Source organism: Citrobacter sp. Cpo109 (genome assembly GCF_030332565.1).
GTDB classification, from domain to species: domain Bacteria; phylum Pseudomonadota; class Gammaproteobacteria; order Enterobacterales; family Enterobacteriaceae; genus Citrobacter; species Citrobacter portucalensis.
The window spans coordinates 231800-257819 of record NZ_JAOWHQ010000069.1; the positions used below are offsets into that span (position 1 = coordinate 231800).

Genomic DNA, 26020 nt, shown 5'->3' on the forward strand with positions numbered 1-26020 from the left:
TCTTAATCCTTAGTTTGCAACAACGCGATGGTGCGGTTCATTTCGTTAAACACGATGTTGAGACCTTCATCGAAACCCATACCCGGTTTAACCAGCATGCGCATTGGACGCGCGGCAAGTGCCACGTGTACGCAGGTGCGGGCACTGATCTCGGTTTCGTTACAGGTACCGCCCTGATAGGCTTCCATCGCGTGTTTGTTGCAATACAGCACCGCATCAACGATGTTGTGAATACCGCCCAGATCCGGAGTCTTGATCTGTACCATGTGGCAGCTGCCCGCATCGGTAAAGTCCACGATATCCTGATAGGTGTTACACCATTCATCCGCAACGATTTTCACGCCGGAACCCAGACGAGTCAGCTCTTTGGTGATGGCGGTCAACATGCGGATCTGATCCGGCTTGTTACCGGCATCAACCGGACCTTCGATATACAGCGGCAGACCTTGGGCTTCGGCTTCCAGGCTGGCGATGTATTCGGCGCAACGCACTGGATCCATATCGAAGATCAGACCGATCGTGCCGTACACATCAATGTGCAGCGTCGGGTGATAACGTTCGCTGGTGCGCAGGCTTAAGATGCGGTCGGATAACCAACGTACATACTCACGCAGTTTTTCGCCTTTAAAGCCCAGCTTCTCTTCCACGTTGTTGATCAGCGCATGCGGCAGGACGTCCACACCTTTGAGGATCATCTTATCAACGGCGATATAACGGTCGTCTCCGCTCTGACCAAATAATGGAATGGCTTCCGGGACGCACGGCAGTTGCCATTCATCGCAAACCACTTCAGTTTTCAGACGACCGGTAGCCAGCGCCGCAGCGTCGAGCAGCGCCTGAGACAAACCATAGCGGACGGCGGTATGCAGCAGATGACCGTCAATACGCAGTTGGTCAAAGAAACGCGCGTTCGGCAGGAACGAATCAACGTCACGACCTTCCAGTAACGGCTTGATGTGGTCGTTGAGGAACGGAATGAAGTTTTCAGCCAGGAACAGTGGGTCACGACCGCCTGCACCTGAATATTGCACCGCTGCGCAATCGCCCACAGCTACCGCGCCGTTTTCCAGAATCAGCTGTACGGAAACACATTCACCCGCCTGACGAACAGACGTAAATCCAGGCGTTACCGGATCGCCGGTATAGATAAACCCGTCATGACCGGCGCCGTTTTTGATGGCCTGCTGATCATCAAAATAAAATGAGGAGTAGCCAGCTGTGAAAAGGGCCTGTTTAATTTTCATTATGGTCTTCCTATTAATTTACTGTGGGATACGGCGTTGATGTCATCAATGACCATCTGGAAAGAAGGCTTGCGACCTTCGAAATGTGCGCGCTCTGCAACGTAGTCGTGGTGCAGGGCGAGAATATCTTTCGGCAGCGGCACTGCACCGGCTTCAAGAATACGGATTGCGCCTGTGTTATCGCGAACAGGCAGGATCTTACCGGCGTTACAGGCGGCAGGAGCGAAAGGCACATCCAGCACGCCAGCTTCAAAGGCCAGCACCGTACCGCGCGCAATGTCGCCATTGCCCAGTTCGAAGACTTTCTTCAATACCGCGCGGACTTCGCTCTTAATCAGGTCAACTTCCTGCTCCACGGCAGCGCACTGCGGGAATTTCTGATCGCTGACCATGTTGAGCATCTGGCGTGACGCTTTCAGGCCCTGGGCGTTAGCTGCCGCGGTTGGGATACCGAATGCTTCGTGCGGACTTTTGGTAATGACTTTTGTGGCACCAGACATACCGGCAACCGCTGCGCCCCAGGCGATAACGGAGAAAGCTTTTGCTTCATCTTCCGGGAATCCGCCCATCCACTGGTGGAAAACGGTGCTCAGCTCGTAATCGTCGAAGCCATGGTTATGGAAGTATTCGTGGGACAGTTCACGCAGTGCCTGAATAGCAGCGATATCCTGTGTCAGGCTACCGACCTGGCCGTAACCGACGGTAATAGACTTCACGCCCTGCTCCAGCGCCAGCAGACCTTCGATAATCGCGACTGAGTGGGACATGAACGGCGGGATCAGCGTGCCGGTCAGCGGACCAAACGGCTCACGGTTGATGCGAATGCCGTTCTCTTCGTACAGACCCATCAGACGGTCGCAGTACTGCCAGTCGCGGATAGATTTTTCCAGGGTGACGCGTTTGGCGTAAGGGATGTTGTAGGAGATACCGCCGCCTTCGTAGCTGGTAAAGCCACTGGCCATGGCGATTTCTGCCAGCAGACGCGCATCCGGTGTACCGTGGCGAACCTGGATTGGTTTATCCAGCGATTCAGTCATACGACGGCAGGCAGCAACCCCGTGATTGACGACCGGTAAACCATTCAGCTTGGAAGTACCTGCTTCGATGGATTTTTGGATCCCGACAGCGGCTTCTTCATAGCGGTTCAGACGGGTATAGGCATCGATAGTACTTGGCAGGAGGTCGCACTCTTCCTGCAATGTTTTGAGCAGCGCAATATGCTCATCCATTAATGCCACACCTGCGCGCGGCTGGCTCAGAGTTTTACCCTCCTGATCGGCCTTCAGCAGGGCGAGGGAGAAACGCTTTTTCTCTGGAATTGATTGCTGGTACTTCACGCCATCTTCGAAGTTCTCAACGTCTTTACCGGTTTCCCAGGTTTGTAACACCTGATGCCTTTCGGTCATGAATTCGTCATGGGTCAATTTTTTATTTCGAAGTTCCATTCGTAGCTGCCTTAAGTTTTATAGGGTTAAACACTGAATGCTGGTGCGAGCAGCGGCTTGCGGGTACAGCCTGGCGACGTTTGCCAGTAGCGGGAGCAGGCCATTTGAATCGCGGTAATACTCAAACTGATTCGGTAACAGAATTCTTTTACCCTGGTCGTCCAGCTCCCTGTATTTGAGCCAGTTATGGATATCGAACTGGCTGGCGCGAGAGAGCCATCCCCCTGAACCGACGACTTTGCGTACGGTGGTGAGATCGCGACCCATCTGTAAATCCACATTACCCACGCAGGTGCAAACCTGCTTTTTAGTGCCCGCGTGGCGCTCAGCGGCATAGCCCACGCATAAACCTGCCAGCAGGGTGTCGAAATATTTCTCTTCCTCGCTGAGTGGCAGGTAATCCGGTTGCCCAACCAAGTGGCGTAGATAGCGGTAAAACGCTTCCTCGCGCTGTGGCTGCTGGGCGAAGATGACTTTCACCATATCCTGCGTGCTTTCTCCCACCACAACGGCGGAAACGCGCATGCCAAGGTCGCCTTCAACGGTACGTTTGACGAACGGTTCAGGAACACCATGCAGGACGGTATCGGGGGAGAGGGTATTCGCGCTGGCCGAATAGACATCCGTGGTGGCTCCGCCCATATCAATCAGCATGAATTCCTTCCATGCGCTGTCGTAATCGCTAATGGCTTTGACTAACTCATATACCGTCCATGGCGTCGGCATAGGCTCTTCGCCTGTTTCGCCGACGATAACGTCCAGACCTTTGCCTTTGACGATGCGTGACAAGAACACATCGCAAATCGCCTGGCGCGCGGCAAACGGATTCGGGTGATCGAGGTCCGGCAGAATGTTGTCTACCGTGGTCAGATCCTTATGTCCCAGAATCGTTTGTATTTCGTCCTGAATGTCCCGGTTTCCGGCGTAGATAATGGCGCAATCAAGCTTTGAGCCTGCCAGCGCGTGTGCATTCGCCAGGCCGTAACTTTCTTCGCCACCGTCTGTCCCGCCGGTAAACAACAGAATGTCTGGTGGTGATGATTCCAGCTCCTGGATGTCATGACGGTTCAGCTTGTACGAATAATATTGCGCGATTTTCGCTCCTGCCGAATGGGCGGTAACTTTTGCCGACTCCAGCGTAATGGAAGGCACCAGCCCCATTGCTGCAACGGCGAGCCCACCTTTCGCTGAGGAGGAGTATTTCAACTGCACTTCACCACTTTTCAGTAACGGGCGAGCATCGGCAACATTCAGCACCTGATTCAGGCTGGCAAAAAAACCGTCTGCCAGATGATGTGTGGTGGTTGGGGTCAGGACATGGTTTACCAGGGTTAATTCCTCGCCTTCATGTGCGAAGAGGGCTGCCTTGGTCCATGTCGAGCCGATATCGACAGAAACTGTTTGCATCAGATGGCCTCTTCCAGGCAACGCTGTTCGAGGCCATTGTGTTGGTGAATATCATGAGTGATAAGCGCGCAAACATCTTCTAGATCGTGGCTGGGGGCGAAGACCCGGTTAAAGCCCATCTCTTTAAACTTCACTTCCACGTCGGCGAAGTCATGTTTACCGACGACCAGGTTGCCGCCGACGTACAGCAGAATGTCGCCAAGGCCGCGTTCGATGCAGCGCTCACGTAACCCGAGGCAGTCAATGTCGCCATGACCGTAGATAGAGGACACCACGATGGCATCGGCGCCTGTTTCAATCGCAGCATCAATATATTCATCCTGGCTCACCATCACCCCGAGGTTGATTACGTGAAAATCATGAGCAGTAAAAACGCGATCCAGAACTTTATTACCTACTGCATGGCAGTCAGCACCGATGACGCCAATAACAAGTGTAGATTTCTTCATGGGTAATCCTCTGTAGGGCTGATGGTCAATAAGTGAAATTATTTTCTAATATTTAGAACATGGATTGTGACAACCTCTTAATAGGGTTGGAGTTTCTGTGGAAGCGAAAAAGGAAGCAATTGATCTATTTTCAAAATATCCTGAGAAAAATGATTGTTATATTTAGTTGGTGTAAAATCCCTTTGTGATCAATGTGATGCGATGTGTTTTTTTAACTGGTTTTAATTTATTAGAGAATTGGGTAATAAATTACTTGCCATGTTTGTGATCGAAATCTTATTTTGTTATGCGCGCCATTTATGACGTGTTTTAAATAATTTCAAAAATCCCAATTACTAATTAACTTGTGAACGACATAACGGTTTTTTATTTTTTAATCTTATATGTCATAATTCATTTTTGTTAAATTTAGGATAAAAATGATAAGGAAATGTTTGTGGCATATTTAATCTTTGCCACATAAGAGAAGAGGGGGTGTTAATGATAACTTTCAGTGATGATTTAAGCGAAACGTCAGCATTCTCTCGCAGAACGACAAACGCAATGCATCGGTCATTGTGGAACGTTTTCGCTTCCAGTTGAGATAGTTACATCTCGGTGTTAATTATAAGTAAAATTTAAATGAATAATTTGTATGAAATAACAAATCCATGACTTGCTAAACAAAAAACTGTGAGCTACCCAGCATTAGTGATTCTTTATCTGCTATCAATTTAGTCAGCCGGGCTGGTTAAAAGATCGTGTACATTTAAATAAATATCCTATCATTTGTAGTAACGGCAATTACTCATTGAAAAACATGTTGTTAACATGGCGTTTACTAGTAGTGTGAGTGCTAAACACTATTAACATTAAATTTGAAAATTGATTTAAATCAATGTTTAAAACTTGGAAAACAGCATCAAAAGAGGTTAAATTGCTTCAGATCAAATTGGTCTGAAAGTGGTAAATTAGCTATAAATTGATCACTATCGAAAAATGCAAATTTGTCTCGATAAAAACCTGTTTATTGTAAGGATTTTACGGCGTAATATAATTGCGGGATCAATTTGAGTGTTTTATTAACATGTTTGTAACTTTTCATCATTATCTTTTCTTCAAATGAGAGGGAAGGGTAGCGGCGGAAGGAAGCAGATAAATTTGTATTGGGGCATGCGTGTGACCCTTTCTAACGGGGTTCACTCTCGGAGTCTTCATGCGATGAGCAAGGAGTCATGATGTTAGATATAGTCGAACTGTCGCGCTTACAGTTTGCCTTGACCGCGATGTACCACTTCCTGTTTGTGCCACTGACGCTCGGTATGGCGTTCTTGTTGGCCATTATGGAAACGGTCTACGTCCTTTCCGGCAAACAGATTTATAAAGATATGACCAAGTTCTGGGGCAAGTTGTTTGGTATCAACTTCGCTCTGGGTGTGGCTACCGGTCTGACCATGGAGTTCCAGTTCGGGACTAACTGGTCTTACTACTCCCACTATGTAGGGGATATTTTCGGTGCGCCGCTGGCGATCGAAGGTTTGATGGCCTTCTTCCTCGAATCCACCTTTGTAGGTCTGTTCTTCTTCGGCTGGGACCGTTTGGGTAAAGTCCAGCATATGTGTGTCACCTGGCTGGTGGCTCTGGGTTCTAACCTGTCTGCGTTGTGGATTCTGGTTGCGAACGGCTGGATGCAGAACCCAATCGCAGCGGATTTCAACTTCGAAACCATGCGTATGGAGATGCTGAGCTTCTCTGAACTGGTGCTCAACCCGGTAGCACAGGTGAAATTTGTTCACACTGTGGCATCTGGTTATGTATGTGGCGCGATGTTCGTTCTGGGTATCAGCTCCTACTATATGCTGCGCGGTCGTGACTTCGCGTTTGCTAAACGTTCTTTTGCTATCGCTGCCAGCTTTGGTATGGCTGCTATTCTGTCTGTTATCGTTCTGGGTGATGAATCTGGTTACGAAATGGGTGACGTGCAGAAAACCAAACTCGCTGCGATTGAAGCAGAATGGGAAACTCAGCCTGCTCCAGCTTCCTTTACGCTGTTCGGTATTCCGGACCAGGATGCGCAGGAAAACCATTTTGCGATTCAGATTCCTTATGCGCTGGGCATCATTGCCACCCGCTCTGTTGATACACCGGTCATTGGTCTAAAAGACCTGATGGTGCAGCACGAAGAGCGTATCCGTAACGGGATGAAAGCGTATCAGTTGCTGGAAGAACTGCGTGCTGGTACTACCGACCAGGCCGTTCGCGACCAGTTCAACAGCATGAAGAAAGACCTGGGTTATGGTCTACTGTTGAAACGCTATACGGATAACGTCACCGACGCGACCGAAGCGCAAATTCAGCAGGCAACGAAAGATTCTATTCCTCGCGTTGCGCCGCTGTACTTCGCTTTCCGTATCATGGTGGCATGCGGCATTCTGATGCTGGCAATCATTGCGGTGTCCTTCTGGACCGTGCTTCGTAACCGTATCGGTGAGAAAAAATGGCTGCTGCGCACCGCGCTGTATGCGATTCCTCTGCCGTGGATTGCTATTGAATCCGGTTGGTTTGTTGCAGAGTACGGTCGTCAACCGTGGGCGATTGGTGAAGTGTTACCAACAGCCGTAGCGAACTCTTCGCTGACTGCTGGCGACCTCATCTTCTCGATGCTATTGATTTGCGGCCTGTATACCCTGTTCCTGGTGGCTGAACTGTATCTGATGTTCAAGTTCGCACGCCTTGGGCCGAGTAGCCTGAAAACCGGTCGTTATCACTACGAGCAGTCCACTGTGACTTCTCAGCCGGCACGCTAAGACAGGAGTCGTCAAATGATCGATTATGAAGTATTGCGTTTTATCTGGTGGCTGCTGGTTGGCATTCTGCTGATTGGTTTTGCGGTCACTGATGGCTTCGACATGGGGGTGGGCATGCTCACCCGTTTCCTCGGTCGTAATGATACCGAGCGTCGAATTATGATTAACTCCATCGCCCCGCACTGGGACGGTAACCAGGTTTGGCTCATCACCGCGGGTGGCGCACTGTTCGCTGCCTGGCCGATGGTGTATGCCGCTGCGTTCTCCGGTTTCTATGTGGCGATGATTCTGGTTCTGGCGTCCTTGTTCTTCCGTCCGGTCGGTTTTGACTACCGCTCTAAGATTGAAGATATGCGCTGGCGCAACATGTGGGATTGGGGCATCTTCATTGGTAGCTTCGTGCCACCGCTGGTGATTGGCGTGGCGTTCGGCAACCTGCTGCAAGGGGTTCCGTTCCACGTAGATGACTACATGCGTTTGTACTACACCGGTAACTTCTTCCAGTTGCTGAATCCGTTTGGTCTGCTGGCGGGTGTCGTGAGCGTTGGGATGATCATCACCCAGGGTGCGACCTATCTGCAGATGCGTACGGTAGGTGAACTGCATCTGCGTGCTCGTGCAACTTCACAGGTTGCGGCGCTGGTGACTCTGGTCTGCTTCGCGCTGGCCGGTGTGTGGGTGATTTACGGTATTGACGGTTATGTTGTGACCTCTGCACTGGATCATCATGCCGCCTCTAACCCGCTGACCAAAGAAGTTGCTCGTGTGGCTGGCGCATGGATGGTGAACTTTAACAATGCACCTATCCTGTGGTTGGTTCCTGCACTGGGCGTGGTTCTGCCGCTGTTGACCATCCTGACTTCTCGTATGGAGAAAGGGGCATGGGCGTTCGTCTTCTCCTCACTGACGTTAGCCTGCATCATCCTGACTGCCGGTATCGCAATGTTCCCGTTTGTGATGCCATCCAGCACCATGATGAACGCAAGTTTGACCATGTGGGATGCCACCTCCAGCCAGCGTACATTGAATCTGATGACCTGGGTCGCGGCGGTGTTTGTACCGATCATTCTTCTGTACACCAGCTGGTGTTACTGGAAGATGTTCGGTCGCATCACTAAAGAAGATATTGAAAGCAACACCCACTCTCTGTACTAAGTAAGGAGCTTAAAATGTGGTATTTCGCATGGATTTTGGGAACGCTTCTTGCCTGTGCATTTGGGATAATCACTGCGCTGGCGCTTGAGCACGTTGAATCAGGCAAAGCCGGGCAAGAAGATAGCTAATGACCAACATTATCGCGATGGTATACAACGCGATGGACAAGCGCCCCTTGCGGGCGCTTTCATTTGTGCTGGCAATCGTGTTGGCTGGCTGTATATTCTGGGATCCGTCACGTTTTGCGGCCAAAACCAGTGAGCTTGAAATCTGGCATGGTTTCCTGCTGATGTGGGCGGTCTGCGCAGGCATTATTCACGGCGTTGGCTTCCGTCCTCGCGCCGTACATTGGCAGGGCATCTTCTGCCCGCTGATCGCGGATATTGTCCTCGTTGTTGGTCTGATTTTCTTCTTCTTTTGAATAAGAAACATCCTTAAATATTTATGGGCTTGCATAAGCCCATAATTTTTTACTCTCCGTTTACTTTCCCCCATTCCAAAGCACCATTCCCGCGCGTATAGTAGCGAAGTTTGAAAGCACTAACCTTTTGTTGCATTACCGGGATGTACAGTGAAGACAGCGCGATATACAACGACATTCTTGATGCATCGCGGCGGCAAGAACGCGAATCACCAGACGCTTACAAAGGTAAGTAACTGGTGCGAGTGGGCGAAGCCAACAAAGAGGCAGTAGGAATGAATAAGTATATGTTTCGATGGCCGGTTCGTGTCTATTATGAAGATACCGATGCCGGTGGGGTGGTTTACCACGCCAGTTACGTCGCTTTTTATGAAAGAGCACGCACAGAAATGCTTCGTCATCATCACTTCAGTCAGCAGGTCCTGTTGGCCGAACGTGTAGCCTTTGTGGTGCGCAAGATGACCCTCGAGTATTTTGCGCCTGCCCGGCTCGACGATATGCTCGAAGTTCAAACCGAAATTACGTCAATGCGTGGCACCTCATTGGTTTTCACGCAACGCATTGTCAACGCAGAGAACACCGTGCTGAATGAAGCCGAAGTTCTGATTGTTTGCGTTGATCCACTCAAAATGAAGCCTCGTGCGCTTCCCAAGTCTATTGTCGCGGAGTTTAAGCAGTGACTGACATGAATATCCTTGATTTGTTCCTGAAGGCAAGCCTTCTGGTTAAACTTATCATGTTGATTTTGATTGGTTTCTCAATCGCATCCTGGGCCATCATCATCCAACGGACCCGTATTCTTAATGCTGCTTCGCGTGAAGCCGAAGCATTTGAAGATAAGTTCTGGTCCGGCATTGAATTGTCGCGCCTGTACCAGGAAAGCCAGGGGCGTCGTGATAATTTGGCGGGCTCGGAACAAATTTTCTATAGCGGATTCAAAGAATTTGCGCGTTTGCATCGGGCAAATAGCCACGCGCCGGAAGCGGTCGTAGAGGGGGCTTCCCGTGCGATGCGTATCTCGATGAACCGTGAACTGGAAACGCTGGAAACGCATATTCCATTCCTCGGCACCGTTGGCTCCATCAGCCCGTATATCGGTCTGTTCGGTACCGTTTGGGGGATCATGCACGCATTTATCGCGCTGGGCGCGGTAAAACAGGCGACGCTGCAAATGGTCGCACCGGGTATCGCAGAAGCGTTGATTGCAACGGCTATCGGTCTGTTTGCGGCAATCCCGGCGGTTATGGCCTACAACCGTCTGAACCAGCGCGTGAACAAACTGGAACTGAATTACGACAACTTTATGGAAGAGTTCACCGCGATTCTGCACCGCCAGGCGTTTACCGTTAGCGAGAGCAACAAGGGGTAAGCCATGGCCAGAACGCGTGGACGAGGTCGTCGCGAACTCAAGTCCGAAATCAATATTGTACCGCTGCTCGACGTACTGTTGGTGCTGTTGCTGATCTTTATGGCAACCGCACCGATCATTACACAGAGTGTGGAAGTCGACCTGCCGGATGCGACCGAGTCGCAAGCCGTCAGCAGTAACGACGAACCCCCGGTCATTATTGAAGTTTCCGGTATTGGGCAATACAGCGTGGTGGTTGAGAAAGATCGTATGGATCAACTGCCGCCGGAGCAGGTTATCGCGGAAGCGAAAAGCCGCCTGCAGACCAATCCGAAAACGGTCTTTTTAATCGGTGGTGCGAAAGACGTGCCTTATGATGAAATAATTAAAGCGCTGAACTTGTTACACAGTGCAGGCGTAAAATCGGTTGGCTTGATGACGCAGCCAATCTGATGACTGCGTTTTGCTGGCTTGAAAGATAGCACGTAACAGGCGAACAGTTTTTTGGGAACCGAGAGTGTCAAAGGCAACCGAACAAAACGACAAGCTCAAAAGGGCGATAATTATTTCAGCGGTGCTGCATGTCATTTTATTTGCAGCGCTGATCTGGAGTTCGTTCGATGAGCACATTGATGCTTCAGCCGGCGGCGGTGGCGGTTCGTCCATCGACGCCGTTATGGTCGATCCTGGCGCCGTTGTGCAACAGTACGACAGGCAGCAGCAACAGCAGGCAAGTGCGAAACGTGCTGAAGAGCAGCGTGAAAAGCAGGCGCAGCAGCAAGCTGAAGAACTTCGCGAGAAGCAGGCAGCTGAGCAAGAGCGACTGAAGCAGCTGGAAAAAGAACGTTTAGCCGCGCAGGAAAAAGTGCGCGAACAGGCGGAACAGCAGAAGCAAGCTGAAGCCGCCGCAGCGAAAGCGCAAGAGCAACAGAAACAGGCTGAAGAGGCTGCGGCGAAGGCTGCTGCAGACGCGAAGGCTAAAGCTGATGCTCAGGCTAAGCAAGCGGCAGATGCCGCGAAGAAAGCCGCTGCAGACGCACAGAAAAAAGCTGAGGCTGAAGCCGCTAAAGCCGCCGCTGATGCGAAGAAAGCTGCAGAAGCACAAGCTGCTAAGGCAGCTGCGGACGCTGCGAAGAAAGCACAGGCTGAAGCCGCTAAGCAAGCTGCAGCCGAGAAAGCTGCTGCTGAGAAAGCAGAAAAAGCCGCTGCCGCGAAAGCTGCCGCTGCTGAAAAAGCGGCGGCTGATAAGAAAGCCGCTGCAGAAAAAGCAGCAGCAGACAAAAAAGCTGCAGCTGAGAAAGCCGCTGCCGATAAGAAAGCTGCGGCAGATAAAGCAGCTGCTGCTAAAAAGGCTGCGGCCGAAAAAGCCGCTGCAGCCTCTGGCGTTGACGACTTGTTGGGCGACCTGAGCTCCGGTAAGAATGCACCGAAATCGGGCGGTGGAGCGAAAGGAAACGGCCAACCGGCGAAAGATAGTGGTACAAGTGGTGCCAATGGCGGTGCATCTGGCGCTGATATCAGTGCTTACGCATCTCAAATTCGTAATGCGATCCAGAGCCGTCTGTATGGTGCAGATTTGTATGCAGGTAAATCTTGCGTATTACATATCAAGTTAGCACCCGATGGTCTGTTACTGGATGTGACCGAAGAGGGCGGGGATCCGGCATTGTGTCAGGCTGCGCTGACGGCTGCGAAAACCGCCAGAATTCCTAAACCGCCTAGCCAGGCAGTTTATGAAAAAGTAAAAGATGCCAAACTGGACTTCAAACTGTAATAACGACCCCTGAGAAATCAGGGGAAACGGTCTAAGGTTGAGACAGAGTTCTGGTAGTTTTGTGTATTTGAGTTTGTTAACATTCTGCTAAATTATCGTGGGCTTTCCGTCCAGATAAGGGAGATATGATGAAGCAGGCATTACGAGTAGCATTTGGTTTTCTGATGCTGTGGGCAGCGGTGCTGCACGCAGAAGTACGTATCGAGATTACCCAGGGGGTGGACTCGGCGCGCCCGATTGGTGTTGTCCCCTTCCAGTGGGCAGGACCGGGTGCTGCACCTGAAGATATCGGTGGTATCGTAGGTGCTGACCTGCGTAACAGCGGTAAATTTAACCCGTTAGACCGTTCTCGTCTGCCTCAGCAGCCCGGTACCGCGCAGGAAGTTCAACCTGCCGCTTGGTCTGCGCTGGGCATTGATGCCGTAGTCGTCGGCCAGGTTACGCCGAACCCGGATGGTTCTTACAGCGTTGCCTATCAGCTGGTTGACACCGGTGGCGCACCGGGTACCGTACTGGCACAGAACACCTATAAAGTGAACAAGCAGTGGCTGCGTTACGCGGGCCATACTGCAAGTGACGAAGTGTTTGAAAAACTGACCGGCATTAAAGGTGCATTCCGTACCCGTATCGCTTATGTTGTTCAGACCAACGGTGGTCAGTTCCCGTACGAATTACGTGTGTCCGACTACGATGGTTACAACCAGTTCGTGGTACACCGTTCTCCGCAGCCGCTGATGTCTCCGGCGTGGTCACCGGACGGTTCAAAACTGGCGTACGTTACCTTCGAAAGCGGTCGTTCTGCGCTGGTTATTCAGACACTGTCTAACGGCGCGGTTCGTCAGGTAGCCTCGTTCCCACGTCACAACGGTGCGCCTGCGTTTTCTCCGGATGGCAGCAAACTGGCGTTTGCCCTGTCTAAAACCGGTAGCCTGAACCTGTATGTCATGGACATTGGTTCCGGTCAGATCCGTCAGGTGACGGATGGTCGTAGCAACAACACGGAACCTACCTGGTTCCCGGACAGCCAAAACCTGGCCTTTACTTCTGACCAGGCCGGTCGTCCGCAGGTTTATAAAGTTAACGTCAACGGCGGTGCTCCGCAGCGCATTACCTGGGAAGGTTCGCAAAACCAGGATGCGGATGTGAGCAGCGACGGTAAATTTATGGTAATGGTAAGCTCGGCCAACGGTCAGCAGCACATTGCCAAACAAGATCTGGTAGCGGGTGGCGTACAAGTTCTGTCGTCAACGTTCCTGGACGAAACGCCAAGTCTGGCACCTAACGGCACTATGGTAATCTACAGCTCTTCTCAGGGGATGGGATCCGTGCTGAATTTGGTTTCTACAGATGGGCGTTTCAAAGCGCGTCTTCCGGCAACTGATGGACAGGTTAAATTCCCTGCCTGGTCGCCGTATCTGTGATAATAAATAATTGATTAATAAAGGAATCATTGAAATGCAACTGAACAAAGTGCTGAAAGGGCTGATGATTGCTCTGCCTGTTATGGCTATTGCAGCGTGTTCTTCTAACAAGAACGCCAGCAATGACGGCAGCGAAGGCATGCTGGGTGCCGGCACTGGTATGGATGCAAACGGCAGCGGCAACATGTCTTCTGAAGAGCAAGCGCGTCTTCAGATGCAACAGCTGCAGCAGAACAACATCGTTTACTTCGATCTGGACAAGTACGATATCCGTTCTGACTTCGCTGCAATGCTGGATGCTCACGCTAACTTCCTGCGTAGCAACCCGTCTTACAAAGTCACCGTAGAAGGTCATGCGGACGAACGTGGTACTCCTGAGTACAACATCTCCCTGGGTGAGCGTCGTGCGAACGCCGTTAAGATGTACCTGCAGGGTAAAGGCGTTTCTGCTGACCAGATCTCCATCGTTTCTTACGGTAAAGAAAAACCTGCAGTACTGGGTCATGACGAAGCGGCTTACGCCAAAAACCGTCGCGCCGTACTGGTTTACTAAGAGAATTGCATGAGCAGTAACTTCAGACATCATCTGTTGAGTCTGTCGTTACTGGTTGGCATAGCGGCCCCCTGGGCCGCTTTTGCACAGGCGCCAATCAGTAGTGTCGGCTCTGGCTCGGTCGAAGACCGTGTCACTCAACTCGAGCGTATTTCTAACGCTCACAGTCAGCTTTTAACCCAACTCCAGCAACAACTCTCCGATAATCAGTCCGATATTGATTCCCTGCGCGGTCAAATTCAGGAAAATCAGTATCAACTGAATCAGGTTGTTGAACGCCAGAAGCAGATATTGCTGCAGATGAATAATCTTGGCAGCGGTAGTGCACCTGCGGCGCAATCAGCGGGCGGCGATCAGAGTGGGGCAGCAGCAACCCCTGCACCTGATGCGGGTGCAGCGGCAGCGTCAGGTGCTCCGGTACAAACTGGCGATGCGAATACCGATTACAATGCGGCCATTGCTCTGGTGCAGGATAAATCCCGCCAGGATGACGCGATTGAAGCATTTCAGAACTTCATTAAAAAGTACCCAGACTCAACTTACCTGCCAAATGCGAATTACTGGCTGGGTCAGTTGAATTACAACAAGGGGAAAAAAGATGATGCAGCGTTCTATTTTGCTTCTGTAGTCAAAAACTTCCCTAAATCACCAAAGGCTGCAGACGCGATGTATAAAGTCGGTGTCATCATGCAGGACAAAGGTGATAAAGAGAAAGCGAAAGCCGTTTATCAGCAGGTTATCACTAAATACCCTGGCACTGATGGCGCGAAACAAGCGCAAAAACGCCTTGGCGCGATGTAATGAACACCATGCGACCAGAAATCGTGTTAATTCTGGTCGCGTCGTGTGATTCCTAAGCAGTTGAGTTATTTACATCGAAATTTTTGTTGCGCTAAAATCTGAAATCAGTAATATATGCCGCCGTTGCCAAGGGATATCAAACAGCCCGAAAGCGGCAAAAAAAGTGGGTCGTTAGCTCAGTTGGTAGAGCAGTTGACTTTTAATCAATTGGTCGCAGGTTCGAATCCTGCACGACCCACCACTAACTTAGTTAGTAAGTAGTATCCAGCGCAGTATCGGGTGATTAGCTCAGCTGGGAGAGCACCTCCCTTACAAGGAGGGGGTCGGCGGTTCGATCCCGTCATCACCCACCACTCGGGGCGTTAGCTCAGTTGGTAGAGCAGTTGACTTTTAATCAATTGGTCGCAGGTTCGAATCCTGCACGCCCCACCAATTTATTGGTGGTACCGAGTAAAAATTTTCAGGTTATACCCGAGCGGGTCGTTAGCTCAGTTGGTAGAGCAGTTGACTTTTAATCAATTGGTCGCAGGTTCGAATCCTGCACGACCCACCATCCTGAAAGTATAAAGAAGTAAACCCCATAAGGGGGCGTTAGCTCAGTTGGTAGAGCAGTTGACTTTTAATCAATTGGTCGCAGGTTCGAATCCTGCACGCCCCACCAGTGTAAAAAGGCGCCCTAAAGGCGCCTTTTTGCTATGCGCAGAATTAACGATTCGAACCTGCAGCAGGTTCGGGTCTCACGTAGTGAGACAACGGAGCCGTTTACGGCGACGGCCCGGAGGGCGAGCAAAGCGAGTCATCCTGCACGCCCCACCAGTGTAAAAAGGCGCCCTAAAGGCGCCTTTTTGCTATCTGCGATTTATAAGATTCGAACCTGCTTGCCTGATGCGCTTCGCTTATCAGTCCTACAGACGACACTATTCACGTAGGCCGGATAAGACGTCAGTCGCCTTCCGGTATTCATCACACGCAATTATTGTGACTTTCTTACGCCAATCCGCTATCTTGTTTAGCATATAAAACAAATCTAACCGAATACGGCGTGCGTCACGCTTTTAATCGGTTATTTCGTTAAGCCAGTAAAACGAGAAAGCAAGATGAGCGTGATGTTTGATCCAGAAGCAGCAATTTATCCGTTTCCGCCGAAGCCAGCCCCGCTGAGTGTGGATGAAAAGCAATTTTATCGTGAAAAAATCAAGCGCCTGCTGAAAGAGCGTGATGCCGTTATGGTCGCGCACTATTACACCGATCCCGAAATTCAGCAGTTGGCCGAAGAGACCGATGGTTGTATTTCTGATTCTCTGGAGATGGCGCGTTTCGGCTCAAAGCATTCTGCCTCTACGCTGTTGGTTGCAGGCGTGAGATTTATGGGGGAAACCGCCAAAATCCTCAGCCCGGAAAAGACCATCCTGATGCCGACCCTACAGGCGGAATGCTCATTAGATCTGGGCTGTCCGATTGATGCGTTCAGCGCGTTTTGCGATGCGCATCCGGATCGTACCGTGGTGGTTTACGCCAATACCTCAGCCGCCGTTAAAGCACGTGCGGACTGGGTCGTCACATCCAGTATCGCGGTAGAACTTATTGAGCATCTTGATAGTTTAGGTGAAAAAATCATCTGGGCTCCGGACAGACATCTGGGCAACTACGTACAAAAACAGACCGGTGCAGACGTTCTTTGTTGGCAGGGGGCCTGTATCGTCCACGACGAATTTAAAACTCAGGCTTTAACACGCATGAAGGGGCTTTACCCTGATGCTGCGGTGTTGGTGCACCCGGAGTCCCCCCAGTCTATCGTTGATATGGCCGATGCGGTTGGCTCAACCAGCCAGTTAATCAACGCAGCTAAATCGTTACCGCATCAACAGCTGATTGTGGCGACTGACCGGGGCATTTTTTACAAAATGCAGCAGGCTGTTCCGGATAAAGAGTTACTCGAAGCGCCGACGGCTGGTGAGGGGGCAACCTGTCGCAGCTGTGCGCATTGTCCGTGGATGGCGATGAACGGCCTCAAGGCGATTGCTGAGGGCCTGGAACAAGGCGGAGCGGCTCATGAGATACATGTTGATGCTGGGCTGCGAGAAGGGGCGTTGTTGCCGTTAAACCGCATGTTGGAATTTGCGGCTACACTTCGAGCTTAATTAATATTTTTGCTCTGGGGGAAAAGATGGACTTTTTTAGCACGCAGAACATTCTGGTACATATTCCGATTGGCGCTGGCGGTTACGATCTGTCTTGGATCGAAGCTGTGGGGACGATCGCCGGGTTGCTGTGTATTGGCCTGGCGAGCCTTGAGAAAATCAGCAATTACTTCTTCGGCCTGATAAACGTCACGCTGTTTGCGATTATCTTCTTTCAGATCCAGCTCTATGCAAGCCTGTTGCTGCAAGTTTTCTTTTTTGCCGCCAACATCTACGGCTGGTATGCCTGGTCCAGGCAAACCAACCAGCATGAAGCGGAACTGAAAATTCGCTGGCTGCCGTTACCAAAAGCGATCGGCTGGCTGGCGGCTTGCGTGGTGGCGATCGGCCTGATGTCGGTCTATATCGATCCGGTCTTTGCGTTCCTGACCCGCATTGCGGTGAACATTATGCAGGCATTGGGATTACAGGTTGTTGTGCCTGAGTTGCAACCCGATGCATTCCCATTCTGGGACTCCTGCATGATGGTGTTGTCGATTGCGGCGATGATCCTGATGACGCGTAAGTACGTTGAAAACTGGCTGCTGTGGGTGATCATTAACGTAATAAGCGTAGTGATTTTCGCCCTGCAAGGCGTATATGCCATGTCGCTGGAGTATGTGATCCTGACTGTTATCGCCCTGAACGGTAGCAGGATGTGGATTAACAGCGCGCGTGAGCGGGGGTCCCACGCGCTGTCCCATTAATGGTGATGGTGTGAATGGCCGGATACCCCCTGATACAGGTGGCAGTCCGGCCCATTACACGGCTGATACTCCATCTGGATCGTGGCGTGTTCAATCTGGTAGTGATGGATAAGAAAGTGCTGAATACGCTCCAGCAGCGCGTCGTGATCGTGCGGCGGAACCACCTGCACATGCAGCGTCATTACCGGTTTCTCACCCACCATCCAGACATGGACATGGTGTACATTGCGGACTTCAGGGATATCCCGGCTGAGATGGCGCTGCAGTGCGGCGATATCCAGCGTCAGCGGGGCGCCTTCCAGTAATTCATTAACGCTATCCTTTAACAGTCGCCAGGCGCTACGCAGTACCAGCACGGAAACCAGAATCGAGAGAATCGGGTCTGCAGGCGTCCAGCCCGTCCAGATAATAATCAGCGCAGCGATGATCGCCCCGACCGAGCCGAGTAAATCGCCCATCACATGCAGTGCCGCGGCGCGGACGTTCAGGTTTTTCTCCTCACTGCCGCGGTGTAGAACCCAAAAAGCCAGCACGTTGGCCAGTAAACCCGCGACAGCTATAACCATCATCATGCCGCCAGCCACGGGGCGGGGCGTATGGAAACGCTCAATGGCTTCCCAGACGATTAAAATGGTGATCACGACCAATGCGATGGCATTAACAAACGCGGCCAGTGTCGTGAGCCTCAGCCAGCCGAAGGTGTGTCGTATTGTGGGCGGGCGCTGGGAAAACCGGACGGCCAGCAGCGCAAAAAGGAGCGCTGCGGCATCAGTGAGCATATGCCCGGCATCGGCCAACAAGGCCAGTGAACCTGAAAGTAATCCACCCACCACTTCAACCAACATAAATCCGGCTGTAATGCAGAATGCAAACATCAAGCGGCGGGCATTATTGTCCTTGGGTTGCTCAGAAGAAGTATGAGTATGCGAGTGCGCCATTATGCCATCCCTTTGTTATTCTCATCTTTACTGTATGCCATCATACCGTTTTTGGGATGATAAAATTAAAAAGGAGAGCTATTGCTCTCCCATTATTAGCTTTATTTTCAGCGTTACTGCGTAGTGCCATCAGTTTTTGTCTCAGCATCATTGTTAATGCCGTTTCCGGTCTCAACCTTCTTATTCACATCAGGGCAGCGACCGTCCTTACACATGGTGTTTTTGTGCATCTCGTCTTTGGTCATCCCTTCATGGTTCATTGATGAACCGTTCGGGTGCAGCATTGTGCCACCCGAATTCACGTTACTGTTGTCGACATTATTTGGTGCCACGTTTTCGCGTGCGTCTGGGGCGACCTGACCGGCATCCGCCGAGGAATTTGCCTGGCCGTTATTGGACTGCGTATTGGTTTCAGCTGCCAGCGCCGCGCCGCTGGCGAGGCTGAGTGTAGCGGTAAGAAAGAGTGAAGCCAGCTTTGTCATATGCATAATATGCTCCTGTTATGGTCGATATGTCGGATAACGTCTTCCAACAGTGCATGTGCCAGTTACATCATCAATATGTGGTTAATAGTTTTGCCAGAGAAATTAAACCCAGCATAGAATCTTGAAATTTATGAAAATTAAAGCTGTTACAGTTATAAATTGTAGGTTGGATCTCGTTTTTCGCTACTTTATTGCGTTTTTTTGGCCAATTCCAGGATTAATCCGTCCAAAGTGTAAAACCCCGTTTACACTTTATGACTGAAGATATAGATTGGAGGGATTGCATTCATTTATATAAGTATGGCAACGCTGGAATAATCATGAATTATCAGAACGACGATTTACGCATTAAAGAGATCAACGAGTTATTACCGCCAGTCGCATTGTTGGAAAAATTCCCCGCTACTGAAAATGCCGCAAACACGGTAGCTCATGCCCGTAAGGCAATTCATAAAATCCTGAAAGGGAGTGACGATCGCCTGCTGGTAGTGATTGGGCCTTGCTCTATTCATGATCCGGCAGCCGCCAAAGAGTATGCCGCTCGCCTGCTGGCACTGCGTGAAGAGTTAAAAGGCGAGCTTGAAATCGTTATGCGCGTCTATTTTGAAAAACCGCGAACTACCGTCGGCTGGAAAGGGCTTATCAACGATCCGCACATGGACAACAGCTTCCAGATCAACGATGGGCTGCGCATTGCGCGTAAACTGCTGCTGGATATCAATGACAGCGGATTGCCTGCTGCGGGTGAATTCCTCGATATGATTACGCCGCAATACCTCGCCGACCTGATGAGCTGGGGCGCGATTGGGGCACGTACCACAGAATCTCAAGTGCACCGCGAATTGGCGTCTGGTCTGTCCTGCCCGGTTGGCTTTAAAAACGGTACTGATGGCACGATAAAAGTAGCGATTGATGCGATTAACGCCGCGGGAGCACCGCACTGCTTCCTGTCTGTGACCAAATGGGGCCATTCGGCGATCGTAAATACCAGTGGTAATGGCGATTGCCATATTATTTTGCGCGGCGGCAAAGAGCCGAACTACAGCGCTCAGCACGTTGCCGACGTGAAAGAAGGTCTGATCAAAGCAGGGCTTTCAGCGCAGGTGATGATCGACTTTAGCCATGCCAACTCCAGCAAGCAGTTCAAAAAGCAGATGGATGTCGCGAAAGATGTTTGCGGACAAGTTGCTGGGGGCGAAAAAGCAATTATTGGCGTGATGATCGAAAGCCATCTGGTAGAAGGTAATCAGAACCCGGATAGCGGTGAGCCGCTGACCTACGGTAAAAGTATCACTGACGCCTGCATTGGTTGGGAAGATACCGATGCGGTGTTGCGCCAGCTGGCGGATGCTGTAAAAGCGCGCCGCGGTTAAAAAATTCATCCGGGCTACGCTCGGTAGGCTGGATAAGGCAACGCCGTCATCCGGCAATAAAAAAGCGTGGAGCATTCCACGCTTTTTTCGTTTGACCCGGGATGAAAATTACTTCGCTTTACCCTGGTTCGCAACGGCTGCCGCTTTTGCTGCGATCTCGTCAGCATTACCCAGATAGTAGTGTTTGATTGGTTTGAAGTTTTCGTCGAACTCATATACCAGAGGTACGCCGGTCGGGATGTTCAGTTCAAGGATCTCATCTTCGCCCATGTTATCCAGGTATTTAACCAGCGCACGCAGAGAGTTACCGTGAGCGGCGATAATTACGCGCTCACCACTTTTCATACGCGGCAGAATGGTTTCGTTCCAGTAGGGGATAACGCGATCGATGGTCAGCGCCAGGCTTTCGGTAACCGGTAACTCTTTGTCGGTCAACTTCGCATAACGCGGATCGTGACCTGGATAACGCTCGTCATCTTTGGTCAGCTCCGGTGGTGTTACCGCAAAGCCGCGACGCCATTGCTTAACCTGCTCGTCACCGTATTTTTCAGCGGTTTCAGCTTTGTTCAGACCCTGCAGCGCGCCATAATGACGTTCGTTCAGTTTCCAGGATTTTTCAACCGGCAGCCAGGCCTGATCCAGTTCGTCCAGTACGTTCCACAGGGTGTGGATGGCACGTTTCAGCACAGAGGTATAAGCAAAATCGAAGCTGTAGCCTTCTTCTTTCAGCAGTTTACCTGCCGCTTTTGCTTCGCCCACGCCTTTCTCTGACAGATCAACGTCATACCAACCGGTAAAACGGTTTTCGTTGTTCCACTGACTTTCACCGTGACGTACCAGAACCAGCTTAGTTACAGCCATACACTCACTCCTATAAATCATATTGAATGATAATAATTCTCATTATATTGCCGTAAAGCGTCAGCGGCAATGCTTACGCATAACCATAGCGAAAATAGCGCCACAGTGTAAGGTTCTTGTGAATTCAAGGTTGCGATTTTGTCTTTGAGTGGTGGGGATTTGAGCGGTTCTACTGTGATAAACAAATAACAGGCCCGCTACGTTACGTCATCGGGCCTGTGAGGGGAAAGGATCAGACTGGAATAAACTGATATTCCGTCACGATGGCATATTCTTCGCCCGGACGCAGGAAGCAGTCCGGCTGCTGCCACTCAGGATGATTTGGGCTGTCCGGGAGAAACTCACTTTCCAGCGCCAGACCTTGCCAGTCTTCGTAGGCGTCTGGTCCGCGAGATGGTGTACCGCCGAGGAAGTTGCCGGAGTAAAACTGCAATGCCGGGGCGGAGGTGTATACCACCATCTGCAGTTTTTCATCCTGGGACCACAGTCGAGCGACCGGCGTACGCGCATTGCCCTGTGCCTGAAGCAGGAAGGCGTGATCGTAACCTTTTACCTTGCGCTGATCGTCATCGGCAAGAAATTCACTGCTGATGATTTTAGGCGTGCGGAAATCGAAACTGCTACCAGCGACGGATTTCAGCCCGTCATGCGGGATGCCCATTTCATCAACCGGCAAGTACTCGTCTGCCATAATTTGCAGCTTATGCTGGCGCACATCTGTTTTGTCACCATCGAGGTTAAAATAAACGTGATTCGTCAGATTCACCGGACAGGGCTTATCGACCGTGGCGCGGTAGGTTATCGAAATACGATTATCGTCAGTCAGGCGATACTGCGCGGTGGCGCAAAGATGGCCAGGGAAACCCTGGTCGCCATCGTCAGATGTTAAGGCGAACAGCACCTGACGGTCATTCTGATTGACTATCTGCCAGCGACGTTTGTCGAAACCGTCTGGCCCGCCATGCAGCTGGTTTTCACCCTGACTTGGTATTAATTCAACGGTTTCGCCGGCAAAGGTATAGCGGCTGTTGGCGATACGGTTGGCGTAGCGACCAATCGAAGCCCCCAGAAATGCAGCCTGCTCCGGGTATTGTTCCGGACTGGCGCACCCGAGCAATGCTTCGCGCACGCTGCCATCGCTAAGCGGAATACGTGCAGAGAGCAGTGTCGCGCCCCAGTCCATGAGCGTGACGACCATCCCTGCGTCATTGCGCAGGGTGAGCAGGCGAAACGGCTGACCGTCCGGAGCCTGCACCGGGATTTCGTTTAACATTGTCCTGCTCCTTGTGAAGGTTTGCAGACGTAGAATGTTTCTTTGATACCGGTTTTCGCTTCGTATTGTTCCGCGACGGCCTGCTGTACGGCAGGAACCAAATCTTGCGGGATCAGCGCCACGATGCAGCCGCCGAAGCCGCCACCGGTCATACGGACACCGCCTTTATCGCCAATGGTCGCTTTGACAATCTCTACCAGCGTATCAATTTGCGGCACGGTAATTTCAAAGTCATCGCGCATGGAGGCGTGAGATTCCTCCATCAATTGGCCCATACGCAGCAGGTCGCCTTTTTCCAGCGCCTGCGCGGCTTCAACGGTACGCGCATTTTCCGTGATCACGTGGCGAACGCGTTTGGCGACAATCGGATCCAGCTCGTGGGCGACGGCGTTAAACGCTTCAAGGCTGACATCACGCAGCGCTGGCTGTTGGAAGAAGCGCGCGCCGGTTTCACACTGTTCGCGACGGGTGTTGTATTCGCTACCGACCAATGTGCGTTTAAAGTTACTGTTGATGATCACCACCGCGACGCCCTCAGGCATGGAAACGGCTTTGGTGCCCAGCGTTCGGCAGTCGATCAGTAGCGCATGATCTTTCTTACCAAGTGCCGAGATCAACTGATCCATAATGCCGCAGTTACAGCCGACAAACTGGTTTTCAGCTTCCTGACCATTCAGGGCAATTTGCGCGCCGTCGAGCGGCAGATGATAGAGCTGCTGGAATACCGTACCAACAGCGACTTCCAGCGAGGCAGAAGAACTTAAGCCCGCACCCTGCGGGACATTACCGCTGATCACCAGATCAGCACCGCCAAAGGCGTTATTGCGCTTTTGCAGATGTTTCACTACGCCACGCACGTAGTTTGACCACTGTTGGCTGTCATGAGCGATAATCGGCGCATCAAGCGAGAACTCATCAACCTGATTCTCGTAATCAGCGGCGATCACACGGACTTTTCGATCGTCTCGTGCCGCACAGCTGATAACGGTTTGATAGTCGATAGCGCAGGGCAGAACGAAGCCGTCGTTATAATCGGTATGTTCACCGATCAGGTTCACACGACCCGGTGCCTGAATAGTATGGGTGGCAGGGTAGCCAAATGTTTCAGCAAACAGAGATTGTGTTTTTTCTTTCAGACTCATTATTTAAACTCCGGATTCGCGAAAATGGATGTCGCTGACCGCACGCAGTCGTTCAGCTGCTTGTTCGGCCGTCAGGTCGCGCTGGGTTTCTGCCAGCATTTCGTATCCGACCATAAATTTACGCACGGACGCGGAACGCAGCAGCGGCGGATAAAAGTGTGCATGCAACTGCCAGTGTTGGTTTACTTCACCGTTGAACGGTGCGCCGTGCCAGCCCATGGAATAGGGGAATGAGCACTGGAACAGGTTGTCATAACGACTGGTCAGTTTTTTCAACGCCAGCGCCAGGTCAGCACGCTGTTCGTCGGTCAAATCGGTAATACGCAGCACATGCGCTTTCGGCAGCAGCAGCGTTTCGAACGGCCACGCGGCCCAGTAAGGTACAACCGCCAGCCAGTGCTCGGTTTCAACGACCGTACGGCTGCCATCCGCCAGTTCTCGCTGGACGTAATCAACGAGCATCGGCGCGCCTTGTTCGGCGAAGTACGCTTTCTGCAGGCGATCTTCACGTTCGGCTTCGTTAGGCAAAAAGCTGTTGGCCCAAATTTGTCCGTGTGGGTGCGGGTTCGAGCACCCCATCGCTGCGCCTTTATTCTCAAATACCTGCACCCAAGGGTAGGTTTTCCCTAAGTCTTCGGTCTGTTCCTGCCACGTTTTTACGATTTCTGTCAGTGCAGGGACGCTGAGTTCCGGCAACGTTTTGCTGTGATCGGGTGAGAAGCAAATCACACGGCTGGTACCGCGTGCGCTCTGGCAGCGCATCAACGGATCGTGACTGTCCGGTGCGTCCGGGGTATCGGACATCAGCGCCGCAAAGTCATTGGTAAAGACATAGGTCCCGGTGTAATCCGGGTTTTTGTCGCCGGTAACTCGCGTATTGCCAGCGCACAGGAAGCAGTCCGGGTCATGTGCAGGCAGTACCTGCTTAGACGGAGTTTCCTGCGCCCCTTGCCACGGGCGTTTGGCGCGATGCGGTGAGACGAGGATCCACTGCCCGGTGAGCGGGTTAAAACGGCGATGTGGATGATCGACAGGATTGAATTGCGTCATGATTGGTCCTTAATCCGAATATCCCTGCGGGTGGCGTGACTGCCAGTGCCAGGTATCTTGCGCCATTTCATCCAGTGTGCGGGTCACGCGCCAGTTGAGCTCGCGATCGGCTTTGCTGGCATCAGCCCAGTAGGCCGGAAGATCGCCATCACGGCGCGGGGCGAAATGGTAATTCACCGGTCTACCGCAAGCTTTGCTGAAGGCGTTGACCACGTCCAGCACGCTGCTGCCGATGCCTGCACCGAGGTTATAAATATGCACACCCTGTTTGCCTGCCAGTTTTTCCATGGCGGCAACGTGGCCGTCGGCGAGATCCATCACGTGGATATAGTCGCGTACGCCGGTGCCATCTTCAGTAGGGTAGTCATTGCCAAATATGGCAAGAGACTCGCGGCGGCCAACGGCTACCTGCGCGATGTAAGGCATTAGGTTGTTTGGAATACCTTGCGGATCTTCCCCCATATCTCCCGATGGATGAGCGCCAACCGGGTTAAAGTAGCGCAGCAGGGCAATGCTCCAGTCGGGCTGGGCTTTTTGCAGATCGGTCAGGATTTGTTCCACCATCAGCTTGCTTTTGCCGTACGGACTCTGCGGCGTGCCGGTGGGGAAGCTTTCAACGTAAGGAATTTGCGGCTGATCGCCATAGACGGTCGCGGAGGAGCTGAAAATGAAGTTTTTCACGTTAGCAGCGCGCATTGCATTCACCAGACGCAGAGTGCCGTTGACGTTGTTGTCATAGTACTCCAGCGGCTTGGCAACGGATTCTCCAACGGCTTTTAAACCGGCAAAATGGATGACCGTATCAATGGCATGATCGTGCAGAATTTCGGTTATCAGCGCTTCGTTACGGATGTCTCCTTCCACGAAGGTCGGATGCTTGCCGCCTAAACGCTCAATGACGGGCAGTACGCTGCGCTTGCTGTTGCAGAGATTGTCCAGGATCACCACTTCGTGACCGTTTTTCAGCAACTGCACGCAAGTGTGGCTTCCAATGTAACCGCTACCACCTGTAACCAATACTCTCATAATTCGCTCCGTTAAGCCTATGGTATGCAATAACCATAGCATAACAAAGATGCGAAAAGTGTGACACGGAATAAATTAGTGGAATCGTTTACACTCCGGTGTTTTCACTCGATGCTGCCAGTTACTTTATTATAAATCATTATGTTAGGTTGTTATTTCAGCACTTGTCTGAAAAAAAAAG

25 protein-coding genes, 5 tRNA genes and 1 other RNA gene are annotated in these 26020 nt (G+C 51.4%); 20 read left to right on the top strand and 11 right to left on the bottom strand.

Annotated elements, in window-relative coordinates:
- Positions 1-2: 2 nt before the first annotated feature.
- The 4 genes from OGY71_RS19045 to glmS are packed head-to-tail and all read right to left on the bottom strand — an operon-like array spanning position 3 to position 4545.
- Positions 3-1244 (bottom strand): methylaspartate ammonia-lyase, encoded by a 1242-nt coding sequence (locus OGY71_RS19045; RefSeq protein WP_003831427.1) that lies wholly within the window; start codon positions 1242-1244, stop codon positions 3-5.
- On the bottom strand, positions 1244-2689 hold the full coding sequence (locus OGY71_RS19050; RefSeq protein ID WP_003831428.1) for a methylaspartate mutase subunit E: 1446 nt from the start codon (positions 2687-2689) through the stop codon (positions 1244-1246). Before OGY71_RS19050 ends, OGY71_RS19045 begins: the two co-directional genes overlap by 1 nt.
- A gap of 18 nt (positions 2690-2707) precedes the next feature.
- Positions 2708-4096, bottom strand: a complete 1389-nt coding sequence (gene glmL, locus OGY71_RS19055; protein WP_003831429.1) for a methylaspartate mutase accessory protein GlmL — start codon at positions 4094-4096, stop codon at positions 2708-2710.
- On the bottom strand, positions 4096-4545 hold the full coding sequence (gene glmS, locus OGY71_RS19060) for a methylaspartate mutase subunit S (RefSeq protein WP_286613548.1): 450 nt from the start codon (positions 4543-4545) through the stop codon (positions 4096-4098). The genes glmL and glmS overlap by 1 nt, the downstream gene beginning before the upstream one ends.
- Positions 4546-5762: 1217 nt before the next feature.
- On the opposite strand from glmS, the gene cydA reads away from it, so the two are divergent.
- The 19 genes from cydA to pnuC all read left to right on the top strand — a co-directional run bounded on the left by cydA (position 5763) and on the right by pnuC (position 17691).
- On the top strand, positions 5763-7331 hold the full coding sequence (gene cydA, locus OGY71_RS19065) for a cytochrome ubiquinol oxidase subunit I (RefSeq protein WP_003022965.1): 1569 nt from the start codon (positions 5763-5765) through the stop codon (positions 7329-7331).
- A gap of 15 nt (positions 7332-7346) precedes the next feature.
- Entirely contained in the window at positions 7347-8486 is a 1140-nt protein-coding gene (gene cydB, locus OGY71_RS19070; RefSeq protein WP_003831431.1) for a cytochrome d ubiquinol oxidase subunit II, read from the top strand.
- Between the two features lie 14 nt (positions 8487-8500).
- A complete protein-coding gene (gene cydX, locus OGY71_RS19075) occupies positions 8501-8614 on the top strand; it encodes a cytochrome bd-I oxidase subunit CydX (RefSeq protein ID WP_003022970.1) in 114 nt (37 codons plus the stop codon).
- The gene (ybgE, locus tag OGY71_RS19080; protein WP_003831434.1) at positions 8614-8907 is read left to right on the top strand and encodes a cyd operon protein YbgE; all 294 of its coding nucleotides are present in this window, start codon (positions 8614-8616) and stop codon (positions 8905-8907) included. The genes cydX and ybgE overlap by 1 nt, the downstream gene beginning before the upstream one ends.
- 275 nt (positions 8908-9182) lie before the next feature.
- A complete protein-coding gene (gene ybgC / locus OGY71_RS19085) occupies positions 9183-9587 on the top strand; it encodes a tol-pal system-associated acyl-CoA thioesterase (RefSeq protein WP_003831439.1) in 405 nt (134 codons plus the stop codon).
- Positions 9584-10276: a Tol-Pal system protein TolQ gene (tolQ, locus tag OGY71_RS19090; protein WP_003022976.1), complete on the top strand. Its 693-nt coding sequence runs from the start codon at positions 9584-9586 to the stop codon at positions 10274-10276. The genes ybgC and tolQ overlap by 4 nt, the downstream gene beginning before the upstream one ends.
- A 3-nt stretch (positions 10277-10279) precedes the next feature.
- Positions 10280-10708, top strand: a complete 429-nt coding sequence (gene tolR / locus OGY71_RS19095) for a colicin uptake protein TolR (protein WP_003022978.1) — start codon at positions 10280-10282, stop codon at positions 10706-10708.
- A gap of 64 nt (positions 10709-10772) precedes the next feature.
- Positions 10773-12029, top strand: coding sequence for a cell envelope integrity protein TolA (tolA, locus tag OGY71_RS19100; protein WP_008784157.1), 1257 nt, complete (start codon positions 10773-10775; stop codon positions 12027-12029).
- A 128-nt stretch (positions 12030-12157) separates the two neighbouring features.
- Positions 12158-13450 (top strand): Tol-Pal system beta propeller repeat protein TolB, encoded by a 1293-nt coding sequence (gene tolB, locus OGY71_RS19105; protein WP_003022981.1) that lies wholly within the window; start codon positions 12158-12160, stop codon positions 13448-13450.
- 34 nt (positions 13451-13484) lie between these two features.
- Positions 13485-14003, top strand: coding sequence for a peptidoglycan-associated lipoprotein Pal (pal, locus tag OGY71_RS19110; protein WP_003022983.1), 519 nt, complete (start codon positions 13485-13487; stop codon positions 14001-14003).
- A 9-nt stretch (positions 14004-14012) separates the two neighbouring features.
- Positions 14013-14804: a cell division protein CpoB gene (gene cpoB / locus OGY71_RS19115; RefSeq protein ID WP_003831441.1), complete on the top strand. Its 792-nt coding sequence runs from the start codon at positions 14013-14015 to the stop codon at positions 14802-14804.
- A gap of 165 nt (positions 14805-14969) precedes the next feature.
- Positions 14970-15045 (top strand) — tRNA-Lys (locus tag OGY71_RS19120).
- 36 nt (positions 15046-15081) lie between these two features.
- Positions 15082-15157: transfer RNA gene (locus OGY71_RS19125), tRNA-Val, on the top strand.
- Positions 15158-15160: 3 nt separating this feature from the next.
- Positions 15161-15236: transfer RNA gene (locus tag OGY71_RS19130), tRNA-Lys, on the top strand.
- 45 nt (positions 15237-15281) lie between these two features.
- Positions 15282-15357: transfer RNA gene (locus OGY71_RS19135), tRNA-Lys, on the top strand.
- A gap of 32 nt (positions 15358-15389) precedes the next feature.
- Positions 15390-15465, top strand: a tRNA-Lys gene (locus OGY71_RS19140).
- A 22-nt stretch (positions 15466-15487) separates the two neighbouring features.
- A non-coding RNA gene (locus OGY71_RS19145) (RtT sRNA) lies at positions 15488-15620 on the top strand.
- Between the two features lie 281 nt (positions 15621-15901).
- Positions 15902-16945, top strand: coding sequence for a quinolinate synthase NadA (gene nadA / locus OGY71_RS19150; RefSeq protein WP_286613549.1), 1044 nt, complete (start codon positions 15902-15904; stop codon positions 16943-16945).
- 26 nt (positions 16946-16971) lie between these two features.
- Positions 16972-17691, top strand: coding sequence for a nicotinamide riboside transporter PnuC (pnuC, locus tag OGY71_RS19155; protein ID WP_003831446.1), 720 nt, complete (start codon positions 16972-16974; stop codon positions 17689-17691).
- Here the strand turns inward: pnuC and zitB are convergent.
- A complete protein-coding gene (zitB, locus tag OGY71_RS19160) occupies positions 17688-18629 on the bottom strand; it encodes a CDF family zinc transporter ZitB (protein WP_063940679.1) in 942 nt (313 codons plus the stop codon). The genes pnuC and zitB overlap by 4 nt on opposite strands.
- Before the next feature lie 113 nt (positions 18630-18742).
- Positions 18743-19117, bottom strand: coding sequence for a YbgS-like family protein (locus tag OGY71_RS19165; RefSeq protein WP_003022994.1), 375 nt, complete (start codon positions 19115-19117; stop codon positions 18743-18745).
- Between the two features lie 317 nt (positions 19118-19434).
- Between OGY71_RS19165 and aroG the strand changes: the two genes are divergently transcribed.
- Positions 19435-20487 (top strand): 3-deoxy-7-phosphoheptulonate synthase AroG, encoded by a 1053-nt coding sequence (gene aroG / locus OGY71_RS19170; RefSeq protein ID WP_003831449.1) that lies wholly within the window; start codon positions 19435-19437, stop codon positions 20485-20487.
- Between the two features lie 108 nt (positions 20488-20595).
- Here the strand turns inward: aroG and gpmA are convergent, their stop codons facing one another.
- The 5 genes from gpmA to galE form a co-directional block, all read right to left on the bottom strand.
- Positions 20596-21348, bottom strand: coding sequence for a 2,3-diphosphoglycerate-dependent phosphoglycerate mutase (gene gpmA / locus OGY71_RS19175; protein ID WP_003022999.1), 753 nt, complete (start codon positions 21346-21348; stop codon positions 20596-20598).
- 232 nt (positions 21349-21580) lie between these two features.
- Entirely contained in the window at positions 21581-22621 is a 1041-nt protein-coding gene (gene galM / locus OGY71_RS19180; RefSeq protein WP_286613550.1) for a galactose-1-epimerase, read from the bottom strand.
- Positions 22615-23763 carry a galactokinase gene (galK, locus tag OGY71_RS19185; protein ID WP_126318789.1) on the bottom strand — a complete coding sequence of 383 codons (1149 nt, stop codon included), beginning with the start codon at positions 23761-23763 and terminating at the stop codon, positions 22615-22617. Before galK ends, galM begins: the two co-directional genes overlap by 7 nt.
- A gap of 3 nt (positions 23764-23766) precedes the next feature.
- Positions 23767-24813 carry a galactose-1-phosphate uridylyltransferase gene (galT, locus tag OGY71_RS19190; RefSeq protein ID WP_286613551.1) on the bottom strand — a complete coding sequence of 349 codons (1047 nt, stop codon included), beginning with the start codon at positions 24811-24813 and terminating at the stop codon, positions 23767-23769.
- A gap of 9 nt (positions 24814-24822) precedes the next feature.
- Entirely contained in the window at positions 24823-25839 is a 1017-nt protein-coding gene (gene galE / locus OGY71_RS19195; protein WP_286613552.1) for a UDP-glucose 4-epimerase GalE, read from the bottom strand.
- Positions 25840-26020 lie beyond the last annotated feature (181 nt).

Excerpts from the sequence above, each read along its gene's own strand:
- galM (WP_286613550.1), bottom strand. The coding sequence starts at position 22,621 with ATGTTAAACGAAATCCCGGTGCAGGCTCCGGACGGTCAGCCGTTTCGC.
- tolB (WP_003022981.1), top strand. The coding sequence starts at position 12,158 with ATGAAGCAGGCATTACGAGTAGCATTTGGTTTTCTGATGCTGTGGGCA.
- cydX (WP_003022970.1), top strand. The coding sequence starts at position 8,501 with ATGTGGTATTTCGCATGGATTTTGGGAACGCTTCTTGCCTGTGCATTT.
- OGY71_RS19165 (WP_003022994.1), bottom strand. The coding sequence starts at position 19,117 with ATGCATATGACAAAGCTGGCTTCACTCTTTCTTACCGCTACACTCAGC.
- cydB (WP_003831431.1), top strand. The coding sequence starts at position 7,347 with ATGATCGATTATGAAGTATTGCGTTTTATCTGGTGGCTGCTGGTTGGC.
- pnuC (WP_003831446.1), top strand. The coding sequence starts at position 16,972 with ATGGACTTTTTTAGCACGCAGAACATTCTGGTACATATTCCGATTGGC.
- galT (WP_286613551.1), bottom strand. The coding sequence starts at position 24,813 with ATGACGCAATTCAATCCTGTCGATCATCCACATCGCCGTTTTAACCCG.
- ybgE (WP_003831434.1), top strand. The coding sequence starts at position 8,614 with ATGACCAACATTATCGCGATGGTATACAACGCGATGGACAAGCGCCCC.
- tolR (WP_003022978.1), top strand. The coding sequence starts at position 10,280 with ATGGCCAGAACGCGTGGACGAGGTCGTCGCGAACTCAAGTCCGAAATC.
- glmS (WP_286613548.1), bottom strand. The coding sequence starts at position 4,545 with ATGAAGAAATCTACACTTGTTATTGGCGTCATCGGTGCTGACTGCCAT.
- nadA (WP_286613549.1), top strand. The coding sequence starts at position 15,902 with ATGAGCGTGATGTTTGATCCAGAAGCAGCAATTTATCCGTTTCCGCCG.
- cpoB (WP_003831441.1), top strand. The coding sequence starts at position 14,013 with ATGAGCAGTAACTTCAGACATCATCTGTTGAGTCTGTCGTTACTGGTT.
- pal (WP_003022983.1), top strand. The coding sequence starts at position 13,485 with ATGCAACTGAACAAAGTGCTGAAAGGGCTGATGATTGCTCTGCCTGTT.
- galE (WP_286613552.1), bottom strand. The coding sequence starts at position 25,839 with ATGAGAGTATTGGTTACAGGTGGTAGCGGTTACATTGGAAGCCACACT.
- ybgC (WP_003831439.1), top strand. The coding sequence starts at position 9,183 with ATGAATAAGTATATGTTTCGATGGCCGGTTCGTGTCTATTATGAAGAT.
- aroG (WP_003831449.1), top strand. The coding sequence starts at position 19,435 with ATGAATTATCAGAACGACGATTTACGCATTAAAGAGATCAACGAGTTA.
- galK (WP_126318789.1), bottom strand. The coding sequence starts at position 23,763 with ATGAGTCTGAAAGAAAAAACACAATCTCTGTTTGCTGAAACATTTGGC.
- cydA (WP_003022965.1), top strand. The coding sequence starts at position 5,763 with ATGTTAGATATAGTCGAACTGTCGCGCTTACAGTTTGCCTTGACCGCG.
- glmL (WP_003831429.1), bottom strand. The coding sequence starts at position 4,096 with ATGCAAACAGTTTCTGTCGATATCGGCTCGACATGGACCAAGGCAGCC.
- gpmA (WP_003022999.1), bottom strand. The coding sequence starts at position 21,348 with ATGGCTGTAACTAAGCTGGTTCTGGTACGTCACGGTGAAAGTCAGTGG.
- OGY71_RS19045 (WP_003831427.1), bottom strand. The coding sequence starts at position 1,244 with ATGAAAATTAAACAGGCCCTTTTCACAGCTGGCTACTCCTCATTTTAT.
- OGY71_RS19050 (WP_003831428.1), bottom strand. The coding sequence starts at position 2,689 with ATGGAACTTCGAAATAAAAAATTGACCCATGACGAATTCATGACCGAA.
- zitB (WP_063940679.1), bottom strand. The coding sequence starts at position 18,629 with ATGGCGCACTCGCATACTCATACTTCTTCTGAGCAACCCAAGGACAAT.